The sequence below is a fragment of the Variovorax sp. OK605 genome (assembly GCF_900115445.1).
Taxonomy (GTDB): domain Bacteria; phylum Pseudomonadota; class Gammaproteobacteria; order Burkholderiales; family Burkholderiaceae_C; genus Variovorax.
Map to the genome: position 1 here is coordinate 63713 of NZ_FOWL01000018.1, position 16765 is coordinate 80477.

Annotated in this window: 23 protein-coding genes and 1 pseudogene; 10 read left to right on the plus strand and 14 right to left on the minus strand. The window is 69.0% G+C overall.

The features are described from left to right. The first annotated feature begins 100 nt into the window (after positions 1 to 100). The 3 genes from BM013_RS32920 to BM013_RS32935 all read left to right on the plus strand — a co-directional run bounded on the left by BM013_RS32920 (position 101) and on the right by BM013_RS32935 (position 1585). Positions 101 to 388: an HU family DNA-binding protein gene (locus BM013_RS32920; RefSeq protein WP_093133007.1), complete on the plus strand. Its 288-nt coding sequence runs from the start codon at positions 101 to 103 to the stop codon at positions 386 to 388. Positions 389 to 626: 238 nt separating this feature from the next. Beyond that, on the plus strand, positions 627 to 1160 hold the full coding sequence (locus BM013_RS32930) for a C40 family peptidase (protein ID WP_177225633.1): 534 nt from the start codon (positions 627 to 629) through the stop codon (positions 1158 to 1160). Next, positions 1157 to 1585 carry a hypothetical protein gene (locus tag BM013_RS32935; RefSeq protein WP_093133013.1) on the plus strand — a complete coding sequence of 143 codons (429 nt, stop codon included), beginning with the start codon at positions 1157 to 1159 and terminating at the stop codon, positions 1583 to 1585. The genes BM013_RS32930 and BM013_RS32935 overlap by 4 nt, the downstream gene beginning before the upstream one ends. Positions 1586 to 1606: 21 nt before the next feature. On the opposite strand, the gene BM013_RS32940 is transcribed toward BM013_RS32935, so the two are convergent. The 6 genes from BM013_RS32940 to BM013_RS32960 form a co-directional block, all read right to left on the minus strand. Then, complete coding sequence (locus BM013_RS32940; protein WP_093133015.1) at positions 1607 to 1972, minus strand: hypothetical protein; 366 nt, start codon at positions 1970 to 1972, stop codon at positions 1607 to 1609. 35 nt (positions 1973 to 2007) lie between these two features. After that, positions 2008 to 2154 carry a hypothetical protein gene (locus tag BM013_RS41455; protein ID WP_177225634.1) on the minus strand — a complete coding sequence of 49 codons (147 nt, stop codon included), beginning with the start codon at positions 2152 to 2154 and terminating at the stop codon, positions 2008 to 2010. A gap of 101 nt (positions 2155 to 2255) precedes the next feature. Beyond that, positions 2256 to 3512, minus strand: coding sequence for an FAD-dependent oxidoreductase (locus BM013_RS32945; RefSeq protein ID WP_093133017.1), 1257 nt, complete (start codon positions 3510 to 3512; stop codon positions 2256 to 2258). A gap of 99 nt (positions 3513 to 3611) precedes the next feature. Next, on the minus strand, positions 3612 to 3797 hold the full coding sequence (locus tag BM013_RS32950; protein ID WP_256221813.1) for an alpha/beta fold hydrolase: 186 nt from the start codon (positions 3795 to 3797) through the stop codon (positions 3612 to 3614). A 53-nt stretch (positions 3798 to 3850) separates the two neighbouring features. Continuing rightward, positions 3851 to 4504 carry an alpha/beta fold hydrolase gene (locus BM013_RS32955; protein WP_093133019.1) on the minus strand — a complete coding sequence of 218 codons (654 nt, stop codon included), beginning with the start codon at positions 4502 to 4504 and terminating at the stop codon, positions 3851 to 3853. Between the two features lie 54 nt (positions 4505 to 4558). Beyond that, complete coding sequence (locus tag BM013_RS32960) at positions 4559 to 6019, minus strand: catalase (protein ID WP_093133021.1); 1461 nt, start codon at positions 6017 to 6019, stop codon at positions 4559 to 4561. Between the two features lie 304 nt (positions 6020 to 6323). Here BM013_RS32960 and BM013_RS32965 point away from each other — a divergent pair, with 304 nt between their 5' ends. Beyond that, positions 6324 to 6506, plus strand: a complete 183-nt coding sequence (locus tag BM013_RS32965) for a hypothetical protein (RefSeq protein WP_093133023.1) — start codon at positions 6324 to 6326, stop codon at positions 6504 to 6506. A gap of 72 nt (positions 6507 to 6578) precedes the next feature. Here the strand turns inward: BM013_RS32965 and phnX are convergent, their stop codons facing one another. Genes phnX through phnD form a run of 5 tightly spaced genes read right to left on the minus strand, consistent with a single transcriptional unit; the run spans position 6579 to position 11084 of the window. Beyond that, positions 6579 to 7409 carry a phosphonoacetaldehyde hydrolase gene (gene phnX / locus BM013_RS32970; RefSeq protein ID WP_093133025.1) on the minus strand — a complete coding sequence of 277 codons (831 nt, stop codon included), beginning with the start codon at positions 7407 to 7409 and terminating at the stop codon, positions 6579 to 6581. A gap of 37 nt (positions 7410 to 7446) precedes the next feature. Further along, a complete protein-coding gene (psrA, locus tag BM013_RS32975; RefSeq protein WP_093133027.1) occupies positions 7447 to 8538 on the minus strand; it encodes an iron-containing alcohol dehydrogenase PsrA in 1092 nt (363 codons plus the stop codon). A 46-nt stretch (positions 8539 to 8584) separates the two neighbouring features. After that, positions 8585 to 9421 carry a phosphonate ABC transporter, permease protein PhnE gene (phnE, locus tag BM013_RS32980; protein ID WP_093133029.1) on the minus strand — a complete coding sequence of 279 codons (837 nt, stop codon included), beginning with the start codon at positions 9419 to 9421 and terminating at the stop codon, positions 8585 to 8587. After that, positions 9418 to 10218 (minus strand): phosphonate ABC transporter ATP-binding protein, encoded by an 801-nt coding sequence (gene phnC / locus BM013_RS32985; protein WP_093133031.1) that lies wholly within the window; start codon positions 10216 to 10218, stop codon positions 9418 to 9420. Before phnC ends, phnE begins: the two co-directional genes overlap by 4 nt. Then, positions 10215 to 11084, minus strand: coding sequence for a phosphonate ABC transporter substrate-binding protein (gene phnD / locus BM013_RS32990; RefSeq protein WP_093133033.1), 870 nt, complete (start codon positions 11082 to 11084; stop codon positions 10215 to 10217). The genes phnC and phnD overlap by 4 nt, the downstream gene beginning before the upstream one ends. Before the next feature lie 142 nt (positions 11085 to 11226). Between phnD and BM013_RS32995 the strand changes: the two genes are divergently transcribed. Together BM013_RS32995 and BM013_RS33000 are read left to right on the plus strand one after the other, a co-directional pair. Beyond that, positions 11227 to 12126, plus strand: a complete 900-nt coding sequence (locus BM013_RS32995) for a LysR substrate-binding domain-containing protein (RefSeq protein ID WP_093133035.1) — start codon at positions 11227 to 11229, stop codon at positions 12124 to 12126. Then, entirely contained in the window at positions 12119 to 12514 is a 396-nt protein-coding gene (locus BM013_RS33000; RefSeq protein ID WP_218153711.1) for a hypothetical protein, read from the plus strand. The genes BM013_RS32995 and BM013_RS33000 overlap by 8 nt, the downstream gene beginning before the upstream one ends. Here the strand turns inward: BM013_RS33000 and BM013_RS33005 are convergent. Continuing rightward, the gene (locus BM013_RS33005) at positions 12502 to 12903 is read right to left on the minus strand and encodes a winged helix-turn-helix transcriptional regulator (protein ID WP_093133040.1); all 402 of its coding nucleotides are present in this window, start codon (positions 12901 to 12903) and stop codon (positions 12502 to 12504) included. The genes BM013_RS33000 and BM013_RS33005 overlap by 13 nt on opposite strands. 55 nt (positions 12904 to 12958) lie before the next feature. On the opposite strand from BM013_RS33005, the pseudogene BM013_RS42000 reads away from it, so the two are divergent. The 4 genes and pseudogenes from BM013_RS42000 to BM013_RS33020 all read left to right on the plus strand — a co-directional run. After that, positions 12959 to 13261: pseudogene (locus tag BM013_RS42000) on the plus strand (nuclear transport factor 2 family protein); the annotation flags it as partial. After that, positions 13235 to 14059 carry an SDR family oxidoreductase gene (locus tag BM013_RS33010; RefSeq protein ID WP_093219205.1) on the plus strand — a complete coding sequence of 275 codons (825 nt, stop codon included), beginning with the start codon at positions 13235 to 13237 and terminating at the stop codon, positions 14057 to 14059. The pseudogene BM013_RS42000 and the gene BM013_RS33010, both read left to right, overlap by 27 nt. 71 nt (positions 14060 to 14130) lie before the next feature. After that, entirely contained in the window at positions 14131 to 15012 is an 882-nt protein-coding gene (locus BM013_RS33015; protein ID WP_177225636.1) for an amidohydrolase family protein, read from the plus strand. Positions 15013 to 15071: 59 nt separating this feature from the next. Next, a complete protein-coding gene (locus BM013_RS33020) occupies positions 15072 to 15683 on the plus strand; it encodes a DUF938 domain-containing protein (RefSeq protein WP_093133046.1) in 612 nt (203 codons plus the stop codon). Here the strand turns inward: BM013_RS33020 and BM013_RS33025 are convergent. Beyond that, entirely contained in the window at positions 15680 to 16066 is a 387-nt protein-coding gene (locus BM013_RS33025) for an ester cyclase (RefSeq protein ID WP_093133048.1), read from the minus strand. The two genes, BM013_RS33020 and BM013_RS33025, sit on opposite strands and share 4 nt — an antisense overlap. 4 nt (positions 16067 to 16070) lie before the next feature. Further along, positions 16071 to 16673 (minus strand): DJ-1/PfpI family protein, encoded by a 603-nt coding sequence (locus tag BM013_RS33030; RefSeq protein WP_093133050.1) that lies wholly within the window; start codon positions 16671 to 16673, stop codon positions 16071 to 16073. Positions 16674 to 16765 lie beyond the last annotated feature (92 nt).

Genomic DNA, 16765 nt, shown 5'->3' on the forward strand with positions numbered 1-16765 from the left:
GCGCCGCCATCCCCCGGCGGGGCGTTTAAAGTTCGTGCCCGGTGCGCCCAGCGACACTGTATTTTTCCCAACCGTTTGACTGAAGAAAGAAATTCCTGCTTTGAACAAGACTGAACTCATCGCCGCCATCGCCAACGACACCAACCTCAGCAAGGTCGACGCCGCTCGCGCGCTGGACTCTGCCATCGACAACCTCTCGCGCGCTCTTGCCAGCGGCGACACGGTGCAACTGATCGGCTTCGGCACGTTCGCGGTGGCCAGCCGCCCCGAACGCACCGGCCGCAACCCCTCGACCGGCGAGCCGATGACCATCAAGGCCAGCAAGGCGCCCAAGTTCACCGCCGGCAAGGCGCTGAAGGACGCCGTGAACGTCGCTCCCGCGCAGTAACTCGCCTCTCCCTGCACATCTTTGCGCATCGGGCTCCTCGTGCAGCCCCGAACGCGCAAGGTGTGCCGCCTTCCCCGCCTTCCCCGCCTTCCCCGCCTTCCCCGGCATCCCCGGCATCCCCGGCATCCCCGGCATCCCCGGCATCGCCTCCCTACCCCGGTACCTTCATACCGCCGTATCGGCCGCATTGCCGACTCGCGCTAGAGTCAGGGCACGTCCACAAGACCCGCCCGCCGACATGTTCCATGCACTCGCGCTCTCCCGTTCTTTCCGCACACCGCTGCGCTGGCTGCTTCGCCTGATCCCGATCGGGCTGTGCATCCTGATGGTCGGCTGCGCCAGCCCGCCCGGCCCACGCTCGGGCCAGGGCCAAGGTCCTTCGATCGGCAGCACGCCGCTGAGCGACGAGCAATCGAACAGCATCGCCATCCACGCGCTCGGCCTCGTCGGCACGCCGTACCGCTACGGCGGCAACACGCCCGACGGCGGCTTCGACTGCAGCGGGCTCATCGGCTACGTGTACGTCCACAGCGTGGGGCAGGTGCCGCCGCGCACGGTGGCGCGCATGTCCGCCTTCGGCCGTCCCGTGGCCATGTCGGAGCTTCGCACCGGCGACCTGGTGCTCTTCGGTTCTTCCACGCCGTCGCACGCGGGCATCTACGTGGGCGGCGGGCGCTTCGTGCATGCGCCGTCGACGGGCGGTGAAGTGCGGCTCGACAGGCTGGACGGCGTGTACTGGTCGCGCCAGGTGACGCAGGCGCGCCGGCCTTGAGCGTGCGCGTTGCGCCCGGCGACGGCAGCCCTCTGTACATCGGCTACGGCGGCGAACGCATCGCCTCGCCCGACGGCGCGCACACGACGGTCTGGACCTACGAAACCGAGAAGCCGCACAGCGACAGCCTCAACAGCGTGACGCTCGACGGCCTCGCGATTCCGGGCGCCCATTGGGGCCGGGGCCATGCGTGGTCGCCGGACTCGGCGTACTTCACGCTGGAGAGCTACACCGACGAGGGCAGCGTGCTGCGCGTCGTGCGCGCGGCCGACCGCATGTGGACGAAGGTCGCGAGCAACGCGACAACGCTGTCGTTCGTCTATCCGCACCTCAGGCTGCGCGGCTACGGGCGTGGCGACGACGGCGCGGAGCAACGCTTCACCTTCACCGCGAACACGGCGTGGACGCCGGTGGCGTCGGCCTGACACGGCGCTGCGCCCCGCCCTTCAGTCTTCCGCGTCACGCCGCTTGCGCCGGCGCCAGGCGCCTCGCTCTTCGATGTTCAGGATGTTTTCGATGGCATGTGCCGGTTGGCGGGCCGGCCCGCATGCCGGTCGTGCCGCCGCAACACCGCCGTGCTGCATCGGCCGCCAGTCGCCCGGGTTCTCCGCCTGCGACAGGCTGAGCCACTCGGCGCCGCAGTGGGCGCATGACGCCACCAGCACATCGCGCGCGCCATGCCGTCCGATGGACGTTTGCGCGCCGAGCGACGGCGTGCCGCAGCACGACCACCACAGCGTCATGTCGGGCCGCGCGCGGGCTTGCCTGGCCCAGGCCGCGGCGCGGTACCAGAGCGTTGCGTTCAACGCCATGCCGCACCCCGATTCATGCCCGCCTCATACCCGCCTCACACCCGCCTCACACCCGCTGTGTGCCCCGCCTTGCCTCCGGCTTGATCCCGCTTCAGCGGCGCATCGAGCCCGTAGAAACGCACCAGCGCCTCGGCCGATAAAACCCACACGGCCGCCACAGCGGCCAACCACACGATGTCCATGAATCACTCTGGTCTTGCGAAGCACCGAGTGTGGAAAGCCGCGCGTAAAAAAGGCGTCGAATGTTCACGCCTGCGCGTAAACAAAGCATAAAGAGCCGCGCTCAGGCGCGAGGCGACCGCACGTGCTCCGGCCGCACACCCAGGCCCACCATGCGCGCAGGCAGCCTGCGCAGCCGCGGCCAGCGCGACAGCAGCCGCAGCGGCCAGGGCACATGCCCCGGCACGGTCGACAGCTCGCCGCCCAGCACGGGCACCAGCACGCGGTTTTGCACCAGCCGCTGGGCCGCCTGCGTCACGCGCACCGGCCATTCCCTGCGGCGCTGCAGTTGGGGCAGCAGGGTGTCGATCTGCTTGTCGGTCGCCGTGCTGGCCAGCGCCGGCGCCAGCAGGTTGGCGGCGGCCACGGCGTCCTGCACGGCCAGGTTGATGCCCACACCGCCCACCGGCGACATGGCGTGCGCCGCGTCGCCGATGCACAGCAGCCCCTTGCAGGCCCACGACTCGAGCCGGTCGACCGTCACTTCGAGCAGCTTCACCGCGTTCCAGTCGGGCAGCGCCTGCGGCAGCCGCTCGCGCAGGAAGGGCGCGATCTGCGCGAGCTCGGCATGGAACGCCTCGATGCCGCGCGCCTGCAGCGCCGCATGGCCGCCTTTCGGAATGACGAAGGCGCACTGCCAGTAGTCGCCACGGTTCAGCGTAACCAGGAAGCGGCCGCCGGCAATGTGGCCGGCGGTGGAATCGGGGTCGCCGGGGTGCTTGGGAATGCGCATCCACAGCACGTCGATGGGCGCGCCGTAGCTGATGTGCGGCAGCGCGGCCGCGTCGCGCAGCGTGGAATGCCGGCCGTCGGCGGCCACCACCAGCGAGGCGTGCAGCTCGTGGTCCTGCGGCTTGCCGGTGCGGCCGCCGCGGCGCACCTTCACGCCGTTGACGCGGCCGTTGTCCTGCAGCAGGCCGACGGCTTCGGCGTCGGTCCACAGTTCGAAGCCGGGGTAGCGCCGCGCCTCGTCGCACATGAAGTCCAGGAACTCCCACTGCGGCATCAGCACGAGGAACTTGCTGTGCGAGGGCAGGTGGGTGAAGTCGGCCACGGGGAAGGCGCGGCCTTCGAAGGTGGCGCGCAGCTCGTCGATGCGGTCGTGCGGGCGCTGCAAGAAGGCGTCGAGCAGGCCCAGCTCATGCAGGATCTCCAGCGTGGAGGGGTGCACGGTGTCGCCGCGAAAGTCGCGCAGGAAGTCGGTGTGCTTCTCCAGCACGACCACGTTCACGCCGGCACGCGCGAGCAGCAGCCCGAGCACCATGCCGGCCGGGCCGCCGCCGACGATGCAGCAGCGTGGAGGGGTATCGGTTGCGTCGATCTCTTGCTCCCTGGCGACAGGAGGCCGTGTTGAAGACCGTGCAACTCTACTACCGCCCCGGCGTGGCCGCTGCCGCGAGGCTTTGGCCGGGGCCTTGGGCTATCGGCTCGCGGCCTCGGCGATCAGCTTGGCGACCATGTCGGGCCTGGAGGTCATCACCACGTGCGAGGCACCCTTGACCGCCACCGTCTTCACCGACCTGGCGCGCTCGGCCGTGAAGGCCTGCGCGGCCGGCGGAATGTTCTTGTCGCCGTCGCCGTCGCCGTAGACGAACCACGACGGCACGTTCTCCCAGGCGGGCGCGCCGGCCGGCTTTCGAGCTGCTGCGCTCGGCTGCGCTATGCGTACGCCAGGAGAATCTTCGCGAACGCGTCGGGAGCCAGCCGCGGAATATCGTGCGCGCACTCAAGCCGATGTGTCGCCCATTCAGGGTCCAGCCGAAAGCGTTCGTAGAGCGCGATGAACGGGCTTCCTTCCCAGCCGAACGCAGCGATGAAGGCCTTGCTGCGAACGCCGCGCCAATCGCCGCTCAGCTCGATCGCCTGCAGGAAGGTGGCGATCGGATGAGGCCGGCATCGCTTGTCGAGGTGGGCTGCCGGCGCGCAGGTCAGGCCGTCCGCGGCCACGCCCGAAATGAAACGCTCCCGGTAGTTCGGCGTGGTGAGCGACCAGAGCGATGCGCCGCTGTCCGGCACATAGGCATCGGCATAGACGAGCGCCTTCACACGCGAAGGCGCCCGGTCCGCCGCGCCGGTGATGACCATGCCCCCGTACGAATGACCGACCAGCACGGCAGGCGCGTCGCGCCCGCGAAGCGCCTGCACCGCCTCGCCGATGTGACGCTCGAGGTTGGCGCCGTTCGCGGGCTCGTCGCCCAGCCCCGAGAGCGTGAGCGCCTGGACCTCGTGGCCTTCGCTCGACAGCGCATGGCCGGCCGCGTCGAATGCCCAGCCGCCGTGCCAGCCACCCGGCACCAGAACGAATCGAGCCATCTGGTCTGTCCTCTCGAAGGCGGCCGCAGCCGAAGCCGCGGCCCGGGCATCGGCTCAGAGAAGGTTCAGCGCCTTCGCCACGCCCGCGCCGTAGGCCGGGTCGGCCTTGCTGCAGTTGTCGATGTGGCGGCGCTTGATGAACTCCGGCGCATCGCCCATGGCGCGCGCGGTGTTCTCGAACAGCACCTGCTGCTGCTCGGGCTTCATCAGGCGGAACAGGTCGCCGGGCTGCTTGAAGTAGTCGGCATCGTCTTCGCGGAAGTTCCAGAAGTCGGCGTCGCCGCGCAGCTTGAGCGGCGGCTCGCGGTAGTCGGGCTGTTCCTGCCACTGGCCGAAGCTGTTGGGTTCGTAGTGCGGCAGGCCGCCGTAGTTGCCGTCCACGCGCATGGTGCCGTCGCGGTGGTTGCTGTGCACGGGGCAGCGCGGCGCGTTCACCGGAATCTGGTGGTGGTTCACGCCCAGGCGGTAGCGCTGTGCGTCCGAATAAGCGAACAGGCGCGCCTGCAGCATCTTGTCGGGCGACACGCTGATGCCGGGCACCAGGTTGTTGGGCGCGAAGGCGCTCTGCTCCACGTCGGCGAAGAAGTTCTCGGAATTGCGGTTGAGCTCCATCACGCCCACTTCGATCAGCGGGTAGTCCTTCTTGGGCCAGATCTTGGTGAGGTCGAAGGGGTGGTAGGGCACCTTCTCGGCGTCGGCCTCGGGCATCACCTGCACGTACAGCGTCCACTTGGGGAAGTCGCCGCGTTCGATCGAGTCGAACAGGTCGCGCTGGTGGCTCTCGCGGTCGCCGCCCACCACGGCCGTGGCCTCGGCGTCGGTGAGGTTCTTGATGCCCTGCTGCGTCTTGAAGTGGAACTTGACCCAGAAGCGCTCGTTCTGCGCGCTCACGAAGCTGTAGGTGTGCGAGCCGAAGCCGTGCATGTGGCGGTAGCTGGCCGGAATGCCGCGGTCGCTCATCACGATGGTGACCTGGTGCAGCGCCTCGGGCAGCAGCGTCCAGAAGTCCCAGTTGTTGGTGGCGCTGCGCATGTTGGTCCGGGGATCGCGCTTCACGGCCTTGTTCAGGTCGGGGAACTTGCGCGGGTCGCGCAGGAAGAACACCGGCGTGTTGTTGCCCACCATGTCCCAGTTGCCTTCTTCCGTGTAGAACTTCAGCGCGAAGCCGCGGATGTCGCGCTCGGCGTCGGCCGCGCCGCGCTCGCCGGCCACGGTGGTGAAGCGGGCGAACATCTCGGTCTTCTTGCCCACGGCGCTGAAGAGCCTGGCGCGCGTATAGCGGCTGATGTCGTGCGTGACGGTGAAGGTGCCGAACGCGCCGGAGCCCTTCGCATGCATGCGGCGCTCGGGAATGATCTCGCGGTTCAGGTTGGCGAGCTTCTCGAGGAGCCACACGTCCTGCATCAGCACGGGGCCTCGCGGGCCTGCGGTGAGGCTGTTCTGGTTGTCGACCACGGGCGCGCCGAAGGCGGTGGTCAGCGGTGTCTTCTTCGAGGTGTCGGGCGGATTGCTCATGGGGGGTTCTCGTTGTGCGAAGTGGAGGACGCTGCAACTCTACGGACCCTGTCGCGCGCGTCAACACCCCATTGGTACAGGGCTATTGCACGCCGGGTGCGTGCAGGCATACCAAGGGATGAGGCACTGTGGCAGCGCGCGGCCGGCGCGTCTTGCACATTGCGCCGCTGTTTTGCATGGCCGTGTATCGCCATTCGCGGCAGGTACACGCCCATTCGAATTGGCCGCGGGCGCACACATTCGAGATACGTCCGGCTTCTTCGATCGGGGCTCCCGCAACCCGAGAACACCAGGAGAGCCCGGCATGGACGACCTCGCTCCTCCCCGCTCACGTGCTCTTTCCCGCCGTCACCGGCTCGTCACGTCGATGGTCTTCAGCGCCATGTCGAGCGGCGCCGGCGCCCTCGCCATGCTGCGCCCTTCGAAGGACACCGAGCCCGGGCAGACCGCTCGGACAACGCCGCCGCTGCCCGCCCAGTTCAGCTAGAACGCCGGCGAGGAAACCGGCGAGAAACTCAATGAAAAAGTGCGCGCGGCCTTCCGGCCGACGCGCTGAGCCTCAGGCTTCGCGCTGCAGCCGCGCTATCTCGTGCACGGCGCGCGGCAGGTCGGCCACGCTGTCGATCACGATGTGGGCGCCGGCCGCGCGCAGCCGCTGCTCGGCACCGGCGCGCAGCGCTTCGCGTTCGGCCGCGGGCAGCTTGTTCAGCGCCTCTTCGGTCAGGCCCACCTCGTTGCCCGAGAGCGTCAGGCCGACGCACCACATGCCCGCGTTGCGGCCTTCCTCGATGCCGGGCGTGGTGTCGTCCACCTTGATGCAGGCGCGCACGTCGCCCACCTTCAGGGCCAGCACGTTGGCCAATGCCATGTAGGGGCCGGGGCGGCCGCCGGCCGGCAGCTCGTCGCCCGCCACCACGTGGTCGGGCACGATGCCGGCCTTGGCCGCGAGCGGCAGCAGCACGTCGAGCACCTGGCGCGGGTAGCCCGAGCACGAGCCGATCTTCAGGCCCTGCGCGCGCAGCCATGCGAGCGTGTCGATGGCGCCCGGAATGGGCTGCGAATACTCGCCCACCTTGTCGATCTGCATGGGCATGAAGCGCTCGTACAGCGCGCCGATGTCCTTCGAGCCCGGCGCCGCGCCGAAGCGCTCGACCCACTGCGCATGAATCGCGGGTTCCTCGAGCAGCGTGCGGATGTGGTCGCGCTTCGACAGGCCCATGGGGCCGCGCGCCTGCGCCAGGCTGATCTGGATGCCGAAGCTGGCGAAGGCTTCCACGAAGATCTGCGTGGGCGCGAGCGAGCCGAAGTCCACCAGCGTGCCGGCCCAGTCGAAGATGACGGCCTGGAGCTGGTGCGCGGGCAGGGCGGTGGGGGTCGTAGGTGCGTTCATGGTGTCGGTAAGGGTAAGGTGAAAGGATGTGCGGCGTTCAGGCCGCGGCGATGAAATTGCGGCCGCGTGCGCCGGCCAGGGCTTGCTGGATGCGGTCGTTCCAGTCCGATTCGGCAATGCCGTAGTGCGCCGGATCGACGCTCACGCCCAGGCTTTCCAGGAAGCCCGACAGCGTCGCCACGGCCTCGTCGATGTGCGCGGCATCGAACACCGAGAGCAGCAGCGCGTCGAGCCCGGCGTCGCGCCCGGCCGCCAGCCGCATGATCCGCGGCAGGCTGAAAGAACACGCGATGCCGTGCGGCGTGCCGTGGCTGAGCGTGATGTCGTAGGACAGCGAATGCGCGAGCGCCGTTCGCGTGTTCGAGAACGCGAGCCCGGCCTGCAGTGCCGCGGTGGCGAGCCGCTCGCGCAGTTCCGCGCTGGCCGGTTGCGCCAGCAAGGCCGGCAGCGTGGCGACGATGCTGCGCGCCGCGCTCACGGCCAGGCTGGCCGACACGGGGTTGCGGTGCACGTTCCACAGCGACTCCAGCGCATGCGACAGCGCATCGAGCCCGCTGGCCAGCGTGGCCGCATGCGGCAGGCTCAGCATCAGGTCGGCATCGACGATGGCGGCCTCGGGCCAGGTCCACGGCAGATGAAGCGACAGCTTGCGCGCGCGCGCCTGGTCCCACACGGTGGCCCACGGCGTCACTTCGCTGCCGGTGCCCGCGGTGGTCGGAATGGCCAGCAGCCGGCGATGGCGGCCCTGCGAAGCCGCAGCAGGCTTCGCGCCTTCGAGCACCGCCAGCAGCTCGTCGAAACGGCCGGTGGCCGGGCGCGTAAGCATGACCTTGGCGCAGTCGATCACGCTGCCGCCGCCGAGCGCGACGACGCAGTCGACATCGGCATGGTCGCGCCACAGCCGCTCGTACATGGGCGCGAGCCAGGCCACGTCGGGGTTCGGCAGCACCTCGGTCTCGACGGCGGCGAGCCGCTCGCCCAGCAGGCTGCGCACTCGTTCGACCAGGCCGAGCGCGATGGCCTCGGGGAACGCGATGAGGATCGCGCGGCGTTCGCCCAGCAGGCGGGGGAGTTCATCGAGCGAGCCGCAGCCGGCATGCACATCGACGGGGTTGCAGTAGGTCCACATGGGGGTTCAGGAAAGGGTCGCGCAGCCGCGAACCGGAAGGGAAATGTCAGTGACGGCCATTGCGCTGGATGCGGTGGCGCAGCTGGCTCGACAGCGTGTCCGCCACGATCACCATCACGGTGATCACGATGATGCAGGTGGCCGTCTCGGGATAGCGAAAGAGCTTGAGGCTGCTCACCAGCTCGAAGCCCAGGCCGCCCGCGCCCACCATGCCCAGCACCGTGGCCGAACGCAGGTTCACCTCGAAGCGGTAGAGCACCACCGCGATCCACGCGGTGACGACCTGCGGCAGCACGCCGAACACGATCACCTGCAGCGGCCGCGCGCCGGTGGCGCGCAGCGCCTCGAGCGGGCCCTGGTCGATCTCCTCGATGGCATCGGCGAAGAACTTGCCCAGCATGCCCGCGCCGTGCAGGGCGAGCGCCAGCACGCCGGGGAACGGCCCCAGGCCCACGGCCGAGACGAACACCAGCGCCAGGATCAGCTCGTTGATGCTGCGCACCACGTTCAATGCCTGCCGCGTGCTCTGGTACACCCAGCGGTTGCTCTGCAGGTTGCGCGCGGCCAGGAACGACAGGGGAATGGCGGGCACCACGGCCAGCAGCGTGCCCCACACCGCGATCTGGATGGTCTCCAGCGCGGGCGCCATGAGCCGGCCCAGGATGTTCAGGTCGGGCGGCAGGGTGCGTCCTAGAAAGTCCAGGATCTGCGGCAGCCCCGCCGCGAGTTCGGACCAGCTGAGCTGCGCACCGGCGGCGCTCCACTGCAGCACCCATGCGATCGCGCAGCCGCCGATGAGCAGCTGCACCCAGCTGCGGCGGCCTTCGGGCACCGGGCCGGTCCAGGCGTATTTGGTTGATTCCTGCGGGTTCATGGGTGTCATCCTCCATGCCCGGCCATCGACGGCATGGCCAGCGCCCGCGGGCGGGCCGGGTCCTTGCGTTCGGGTTCGGGTTGCGGCAGGTAGATACGGTCGATGTCGTCCTGGCCCATGGCCCGCGGCGCGCCGTCGAAGACCACGCGGCCTTGCGAGAGGCCGACGATGCGGTCGGCGAACTCGCGCGCGTAGTCGACCTGGTGCAGGTTGCACAGCACGGTGATGCCCAGGTCGCGCGAGGCGTCGTGCAGGTACTGCAGCACCTTGCGCGAGGTCTGCGGGTCGAGGCTCGCGACCGGTTCGTCCGCAAGAATCAGGCGCGGTTGCTGCGCCAGCGCGCGGGCGATGCCCACGCGCTGCATCTGGCCGCCCGAGAGCGAATCGGTGCGCTCGTGCGCCTTGTGCGCGAGGCCCACGCGGCCCAGGCACTCGTGGGCCAGCGCGATGTCCGCGCGGCTGAAGAAGTGCAGGACCGACGCCAGCGTCGACACCGCGCCCAGCCGGCCGGTCAGCACGTTCTTCAATGCGCTGAGCCGCGGCACCACGTTGTGGTGCTGGAAGATCATGGCCACGCGCTGGCGCAGGGCGCGCGTGTCCGCGCAGTTCACCGCGTCCATGCCGTCGACGGTGAGCTCGCCGCCGTCGGCCACGGCCAGGCGGTTCACGCAGCGCAGCAGGGTCGACTTGCCGGCGCCCGACTCGCCGAGCACCACCACGAACTCGCCCGGTGCCGCGTCGAGGTCCACACCGCGCAGCACGGCGTTGTCGCCGTACCGCTTGGCGAGCTGGCGGATGCGGATCACTTCATGCTCCGCAGGTCGAGCTTGAGCACCTTGGCGGTGTCGCGCACCACGTCGTAGGCCGCGTCGCTGGTCGGCTGGAAGCCGTTGAGCACGCCCTGGTCGCCCCACGGCAGGTCTTTGACGTTGGCCAGCGCCTTGGCGATCTTGGCCTTGAGCGCGGGGTCGAGGTCCTTGCGCCAGACCATCGGCGACTCGGGAATGGGGCTGGACGACCAGACGATCTCGAGCTCGTCGGCCTTCACCTGGCCCTTGGCGATGGCGCTTGCGAGGATGCGGTCGGCCACCGCGGCGGCATCGACCTTCTTGTTGGCCACGGCCAGGATGCTGGCGTCGTGCGAGCCCGAGAAGATCACGCGGCCGAAGAAGGTGTCGGGGTCGTTGCCGGCCTGCAGCAGGCCCGCCTTGGGGAACAGGTGGCCGGAGGCGGAGGTCGGGTCGACGAAGGCGAAGGTGCGGCCCTTCAGGTCGGCGGGCTTGGCGAGGCCGCTGTCCTTGCGCGCAATGATCACGCTCCTGTACGAGCTCTGGCCCGTCTTCTTCGTCACGGCGACAGCGAAGGCTTCGACGCCGGCGACCTGGTTGGCCAGCACGTAGGAGAACGGGCCGAGGTAGGCCACGTCGAGCTTCCTGGAGCGCAGCGCTTCGATCACGCCGTTGTAGTCGGTGGCCACGAAGGGCTTCACCGGCATGCCGAGCTGCTGTTGCAGACTGTCGAGCACCTGGCGGCTGCTCTCGATCATGGCTTGCGAGTCTTCGGCGGGGATCAGGCCGATGGTGAGGGGCGGGGCGGCCAGGGCCGGCACGGCGGCGATGGCGCAGAGCGCAAGGGCGGCCAGGCTGCGGCGCAGAAGAGGAAGGGTGTTCATGGCGTGGATGAGGCGGGGCTGGGAGGCAGGGGACGTGAAGTGGCGGTGGGCTTCGGACTACCCCAAGGCTAAGAACGCTATGTGACACCCGCATATCAGATCGATCACGGATTTGTCACAGAACCATTCAAATAATCTATGGATGACGGCAGCCAGGCTTCGCGCTTTTCTCTCAGTGGCCCAGCACGGAAGCTTCAGCGCGGCCGCGCGCGCGGTCGGCCTGAGCCAGCCCACGCTGACCACGCAGGTGCAGGCGCTGGAGCGGCAGCACAACGTCATGCTGTTCCACCGGCAGGGGCACCGCATCGAGCTCACGGACGTGGGCGAGCGCCTGCTGCCCATTGCGCGGCAGATCGCGTCGCTCGAGCTCGATTCGTACAACCTGCTGCACGACAGCGGCGACCTGCAGTCGGGCGAGCTCAAGCTGGGCGCGGTCGGTCCGTTCCACGTGATCGAGATGGTCGACGCCTACCGCAAGCGCTATCCGCGGCTGGACGTGTCGATCCGCATGGGCAACTCGTCGGCGGTGTTCAAGGACCTCGAGGCGTATGCCGTCGACATCGGCGTGCTGGCGCGCTTTCATGAGGCGCCGGGCTTCAGCGCCACGCCGTATGCACGGCATGCGCTGATCCTGTTCGTTCACCGCGACCATCCCTTTGCCAACCGCGGCGAGGTCCGGCTCGAAGAGTTGCACGGCCAGCCGATGCTCCAGCGCGAAAGCGGCTCCAGCACCCGTCGTGCGCTCGACGAGGCGTTCGCACGCGCGGGCGTGCGCCCGAAGCTCGCGATGGAAATCGGCAGCCGCGAGGCGATCCGCGAAGCGGCGGCGCGCGGCATCGGCATCGGGGCCGTGTCGGAAGCGGAGTTCATTCCCGATGCGCGCTTGCGCACCGTTCGCATCGAAGGCGACCCCGCCGTGACGCAGACCTACCTGTACTGCCTGCAGATCCGGCGCGAGAGCCGCGTGCTGGCGTCGTTCTTCGACGTGGCGCTGAAGCTGCGCAAGGGAGACTTCGACGACACTGCTTCGAATCATGCATAGCCGCACCGCCGCTCTTTCCGCTGTCTCTGTTTTTCTGCTCACCGCGTTCGCGAACGCCCATGCCACGACGGGCATCGAGGACATGCGCTCGAACGACACCGTGCAGGGCCTCTACGAGATTCGCGAGAAGGCGCGCGAGTTCGTCGCGAGCGAGAACGCAAAGGGGGAAGGTAAGTGGAACGCGAGCGAGCCCAACCTCAAGGTCTTCGTGCCGAGGTGCGCCGTGCCGCTGGGCGCGCGGTGGGACACGATTCGCTGGTCGTCGGTCGACAAGCGCGGCGAACTCTCGGAGCACACCCGCCGCCTGATCGCGGTGACCTGCGCGCGGAGCGTCGACCGGGCGCAGAAGTGGGACGTGCACGTCCCGGTGGCGCGTCAGCTGCCGTAGTGTTCCCTGAGCTCGGCCCACTTCAGCATCGCATCGAGCGCGGGGCACAGCCGCTGTCCCCACGGCGTCAAGCGGTAGTCGACCTTCGGCGGCACCTGCGAGTGCACGGTGCGCAGCACGATGCCGTCGGCCTCGAGCTGGCGCAGCTGCTGCGCGAGCATCTTCTGCGAGATGCCGGTCACGCGCTTTTCCAGGTCGGAGAAGCGCTGCACCTGGCCGTCGAACAGATGGAACAGGATCACCAGTTTCCAGCGGCCTTCGAGAAGGCCGAGGCAGGCCTCCACGTCGATGGCCGCTGACAGCGGCGTGTAGGCCTTGCGCGCGGGTTCTTGCGCGGGTGCGGGGCCAGCCTCATGCGAGGCGCTAACTTCTTGGTGCGTACTTCCCATGCCGCGAGCTTAGGTCGAGCATGGGCGCCTTGCAAACACAGGCTCACGCAACCCCATGACCCAGACCTATCCCGGCGCCATTGCGCGCTACCTCGCATCGCACGAAGAAACGAACACCGACCTGCTGGCCGGCTGCTTCATTGAAGACGCCACCGTGAAGGACGAGGGCGAGACCCGCCGCGGCAGGGCCGCCATCGCGGCGTGGCGACAGGCCTCCCAGGCGAAGTACCGGTTCCGGCTGACGCCGCTCGGCCTGTTGCAGGACGGCACCGAGAGCTTCCGCCTGCTGACTCGCGTCGAAGGCAACTTTCCCGGCAAGCGCGCCGACCTGATGCACGTGTTCACGCTGCGCGACGGCCTCATCGCATCGCTGGAGATCCGCAACCCGGTCGAGCTCGAAGGCCGGCGCGCGCTGGTGACCGGCGGCACCAAGGGCATCGGCGAAGCCGTCGTGGCGCAACTCACCGAGGCCGGGGCCACGGTGCTGACCACGGCGCGCAGCCGGCCCGAGTCGCCCATGAAGGCGGCCTTCGTCGCGGCAGACATCGCCACGGCTGCCGGGTGCGCCACGGTTGCGCAGGCCGTCGAAGACACGCTGCACGGCGTCGACATCGTGGTGCACGTGGCGGGCGGCTCGTCGGCGCCTTCAGGCGGCTTCGCGGTGCTCGGCGACGACGAATGGCAGCAGGCGCTGGACCTGAACCTCTACCCCGCGGTGCGCCTCGACCGCGCCCTGTTGCCCGGCATGCTTGCACAGGGCGGCGGCGTGGTCGTGCACGTCACGTCCATCCAGCGGCAACTGCCGCTGCCCGATGCGACCACCGCCTACGCCGCCGCGAAGGCCGCGTTGTCGACCTACAGCAAGAGCCTGTCGAAGGAGGTGAGCCCGCGCGGCGTGCGGGTGGTGCGCGTGTCGCCGGGCTGGGTGGAAACGCAAGCCGCCGTGGCGCTGGTCGACCGGCTGGCCAGCGCCAACGGCACCGACCACGAGGGCGCGCAGCAGATGCTGATGGACTCGCTCGGCGGCATTCCGCTCGGGCGCCCGGCGCGGCCGAAGGAGGTGGCGGAGCTCATCGGCTTCCTGGTGTCGGCGCGCGCGGGGGCGATCACCGGCACCGAATACGTGATCGACGGAGGCACCGTGCCGACCGCTTGAAGGCCCGGGTTTCTCTCATGCCGGGCGGTCGGGCCGGGAATAATCGGCGCATCACCACCAACGAGGTACGCATGAGAGCCACCGCGCCCATCGCAGCCCTGCTCCTGGCCGCCTGCGCGGCAGCCGCGACGGCGGCGGACTACGACGGCCCCCTGTTCGACACGCACCTGCACTACAACCAGGAAGCGTGGGACGGCAACACCGGCCCGTTCCCGCCCGCCGAGGCGCTGGCGCGCATGCAGCGCAACAAGGTCAAGGCGATCGTCGCCAACTCGCGGCCCAACGCGGGCACGCAGACGCTGGCCGCATCGCGCGAGACCCGTGCCGCGGGCGTGAGCGTGGTGCCCTTCGTGCGGCTGTACCGCAACCGCGACGACTACGGCAACTGGTTCCGCGACGAGACCATTTACGACATGGTCCAGGCCGAACTCGCGCGCGGCACCGCGAGCGGGCCCTACAAGGGGCTCGGCGAGTTCCACCTGTACGACAGCGCCAACGCCAACGGGCCCGTCGCGAAGAAGCTGATGGTGCTGGCCGAGCAGCGCAAGCTCGCGGTGCTGGCGCACGTCGACGACGAGGCCGTCGACCTGCTGATGGCCAACGCGCCGTCGAAGGGCCAGAGCCTGCGCCTGATCTGGGCCCACACCGGCATCGGCGGTGCGCCCATCGAGCGTGTGCAGGCGCTGCTGGCGCGCTATCCGCTGCTGATGGGCGAGCTCTCGTACCGGCCGGGGCTGACCTGCGAGGGCGGCAAGCTCTGCCCGGCGTGGCGCGCGCTGATCCTCAAGTACCCGGAGCGCTTCATGGTCGGCTCCGACACCTGGGTCAACCAGCGCTGGAGCGCGTACGACGAGACGATGCGCGGTTACCGCGTGTGGCTCGGCGATCTGCCGAACGACGTGGCGCAGCGCATTGCGTGGGGCAACGCGGCCGCGCTGTTCGATGTTCGCTGAAGCCCCTTCACCTGTTATCTGTTATCTGTTGCCTGTACCCGTTTCAAAGACTGACCCCGATGACCGACCTTTCCCACAGCACCGCCGCCGATCGCAACAAGCAACCCATCCTCGATGTTCTGGGCAAGATGCTCGGCGCGCGCGGTGCCGCACTCGAGATCGCGTCCGGCACGGGCCAGCATGCCGCCTGGTTCGCCGCGGCCTTGGCTGAGTGGACGTGGCAGCCGACCGATGCGGATGCGCGCGCGTTGCCCGCGCTGGCCGCGCGGGTCGCGCACGCCGGCCTGCCCAACCTGCTGCCGCCGCTGCTGCTCGACGTGACGGCCGCACAGTGGCCGTCGCAGGGGCCCGCGTTCACGCAGCGATTCGATGCGATCTACTGCGCCAACATGCTGCACATCGCACCGCCGGCCGCGTGCGTGGGCCTGATGCAGGGCGCCGCGCGGCACTTGCGGCCCGGCGGCTTGCTGATCACCTACGGCCCGTACTTCGAAGACACGCCGCCGGTGCCGAGCAACCTTGCGTTCGACCAGAGCCTGCGCAGCCGCGACGCGTCATGGGGCATTCGCCGGCTGAAGGACGTGGAAGAAGAAGCGCGCCGCTCGGGGCTGTCGCTGCGCGAGCGGCACGAGATGCCGGCCAACAACCTGCTGCTGGTCTTCGGTCTCTAAAGCTGGCCTTCGATGGCCGCCTTGTCGATGACCGACCACACGCTCGCGATCTTCGCGTCCCTGAATTCGTAGAACACGTTCTCGGTGAACGCGACGGTCTTGCCGTTCACCGGCAGGCCCATGAACTCGCCCTTGGGCGCGCAATGGAACTGCAGCCGGCTGGCCACGCGCGGCGGCTCGGCAACAAGCAGCTGCACGCCGAAGAACAGGTCGGGGATGTCGTCGAAGTCCTTCTCCAGCATCGCGCGGTAGCCCGCCAGGCCGAGGGGCCGGCCGTTGTGCGTCGCCTCGTCGTGAACGTAGGTGCCCAGGTTCGCCCAGTCCTGCGCGTTCAGGCAGGCGATGTAGCTGCGATAGATGCGGGAGAGGTCGTTCGCGGTCATGGCCTCACTGTGCCAGATAGGGCGTGATGTTCTTCAGCGCGTTGGCCACGTACGCCTCCTTCTCGCCCACCGGCGCCACGTAGTGCAGTGCCGAGGTCGCGGCCTCCAGCCCTTCGGCGCGCGCGATGATCCAGGCGGCCAGGTAGGGCGAGGCAAAGCAGCCGCCCGCGGTCGCGACGTTGCCGCGCGCGAAGAAGGGCTGGTTCAGCACCTCGACGCCGGCCTCCTGCACCCACGGCTTGGTGGTCAGGTCGGTGCAGGCCGGCACGCCGGCCACCAGGCCGAGCCTGGCCAGGATCAGGGTGCCCGAGCACTGCGCCGCAATCAGCTGGCGACTTGGGTCCAGCGCCAGGCGGCCCATCAGTTCGGGGCTGGCCACCACGTCGCGCGTGCGGATGCCGCTGCCGACGACCACGGCGCCCGCATCGCGCGCCTCTTCGAGCAGCGACTGCGCGCGCACCGTCACGCCGTTCATCGACGTGACCTCCGGCGTGGGGCAGCACAGCGTGACGCGCCAGCCGGGTTTCTTGATGCGGTTGAGCACGCCCAGCGCGATGAGCGAGTCCAGTTCGTTGAAGCCGTCGAAGGTGAGGATCGCGATGTGCATGGTGGTGGTGGGGTGTGCGTTGTGCGTGTGGGCGGCGGAACACACCGATCGTAGGCAAGTCGATCAATACAATCAAAAAATTGTCATGAATA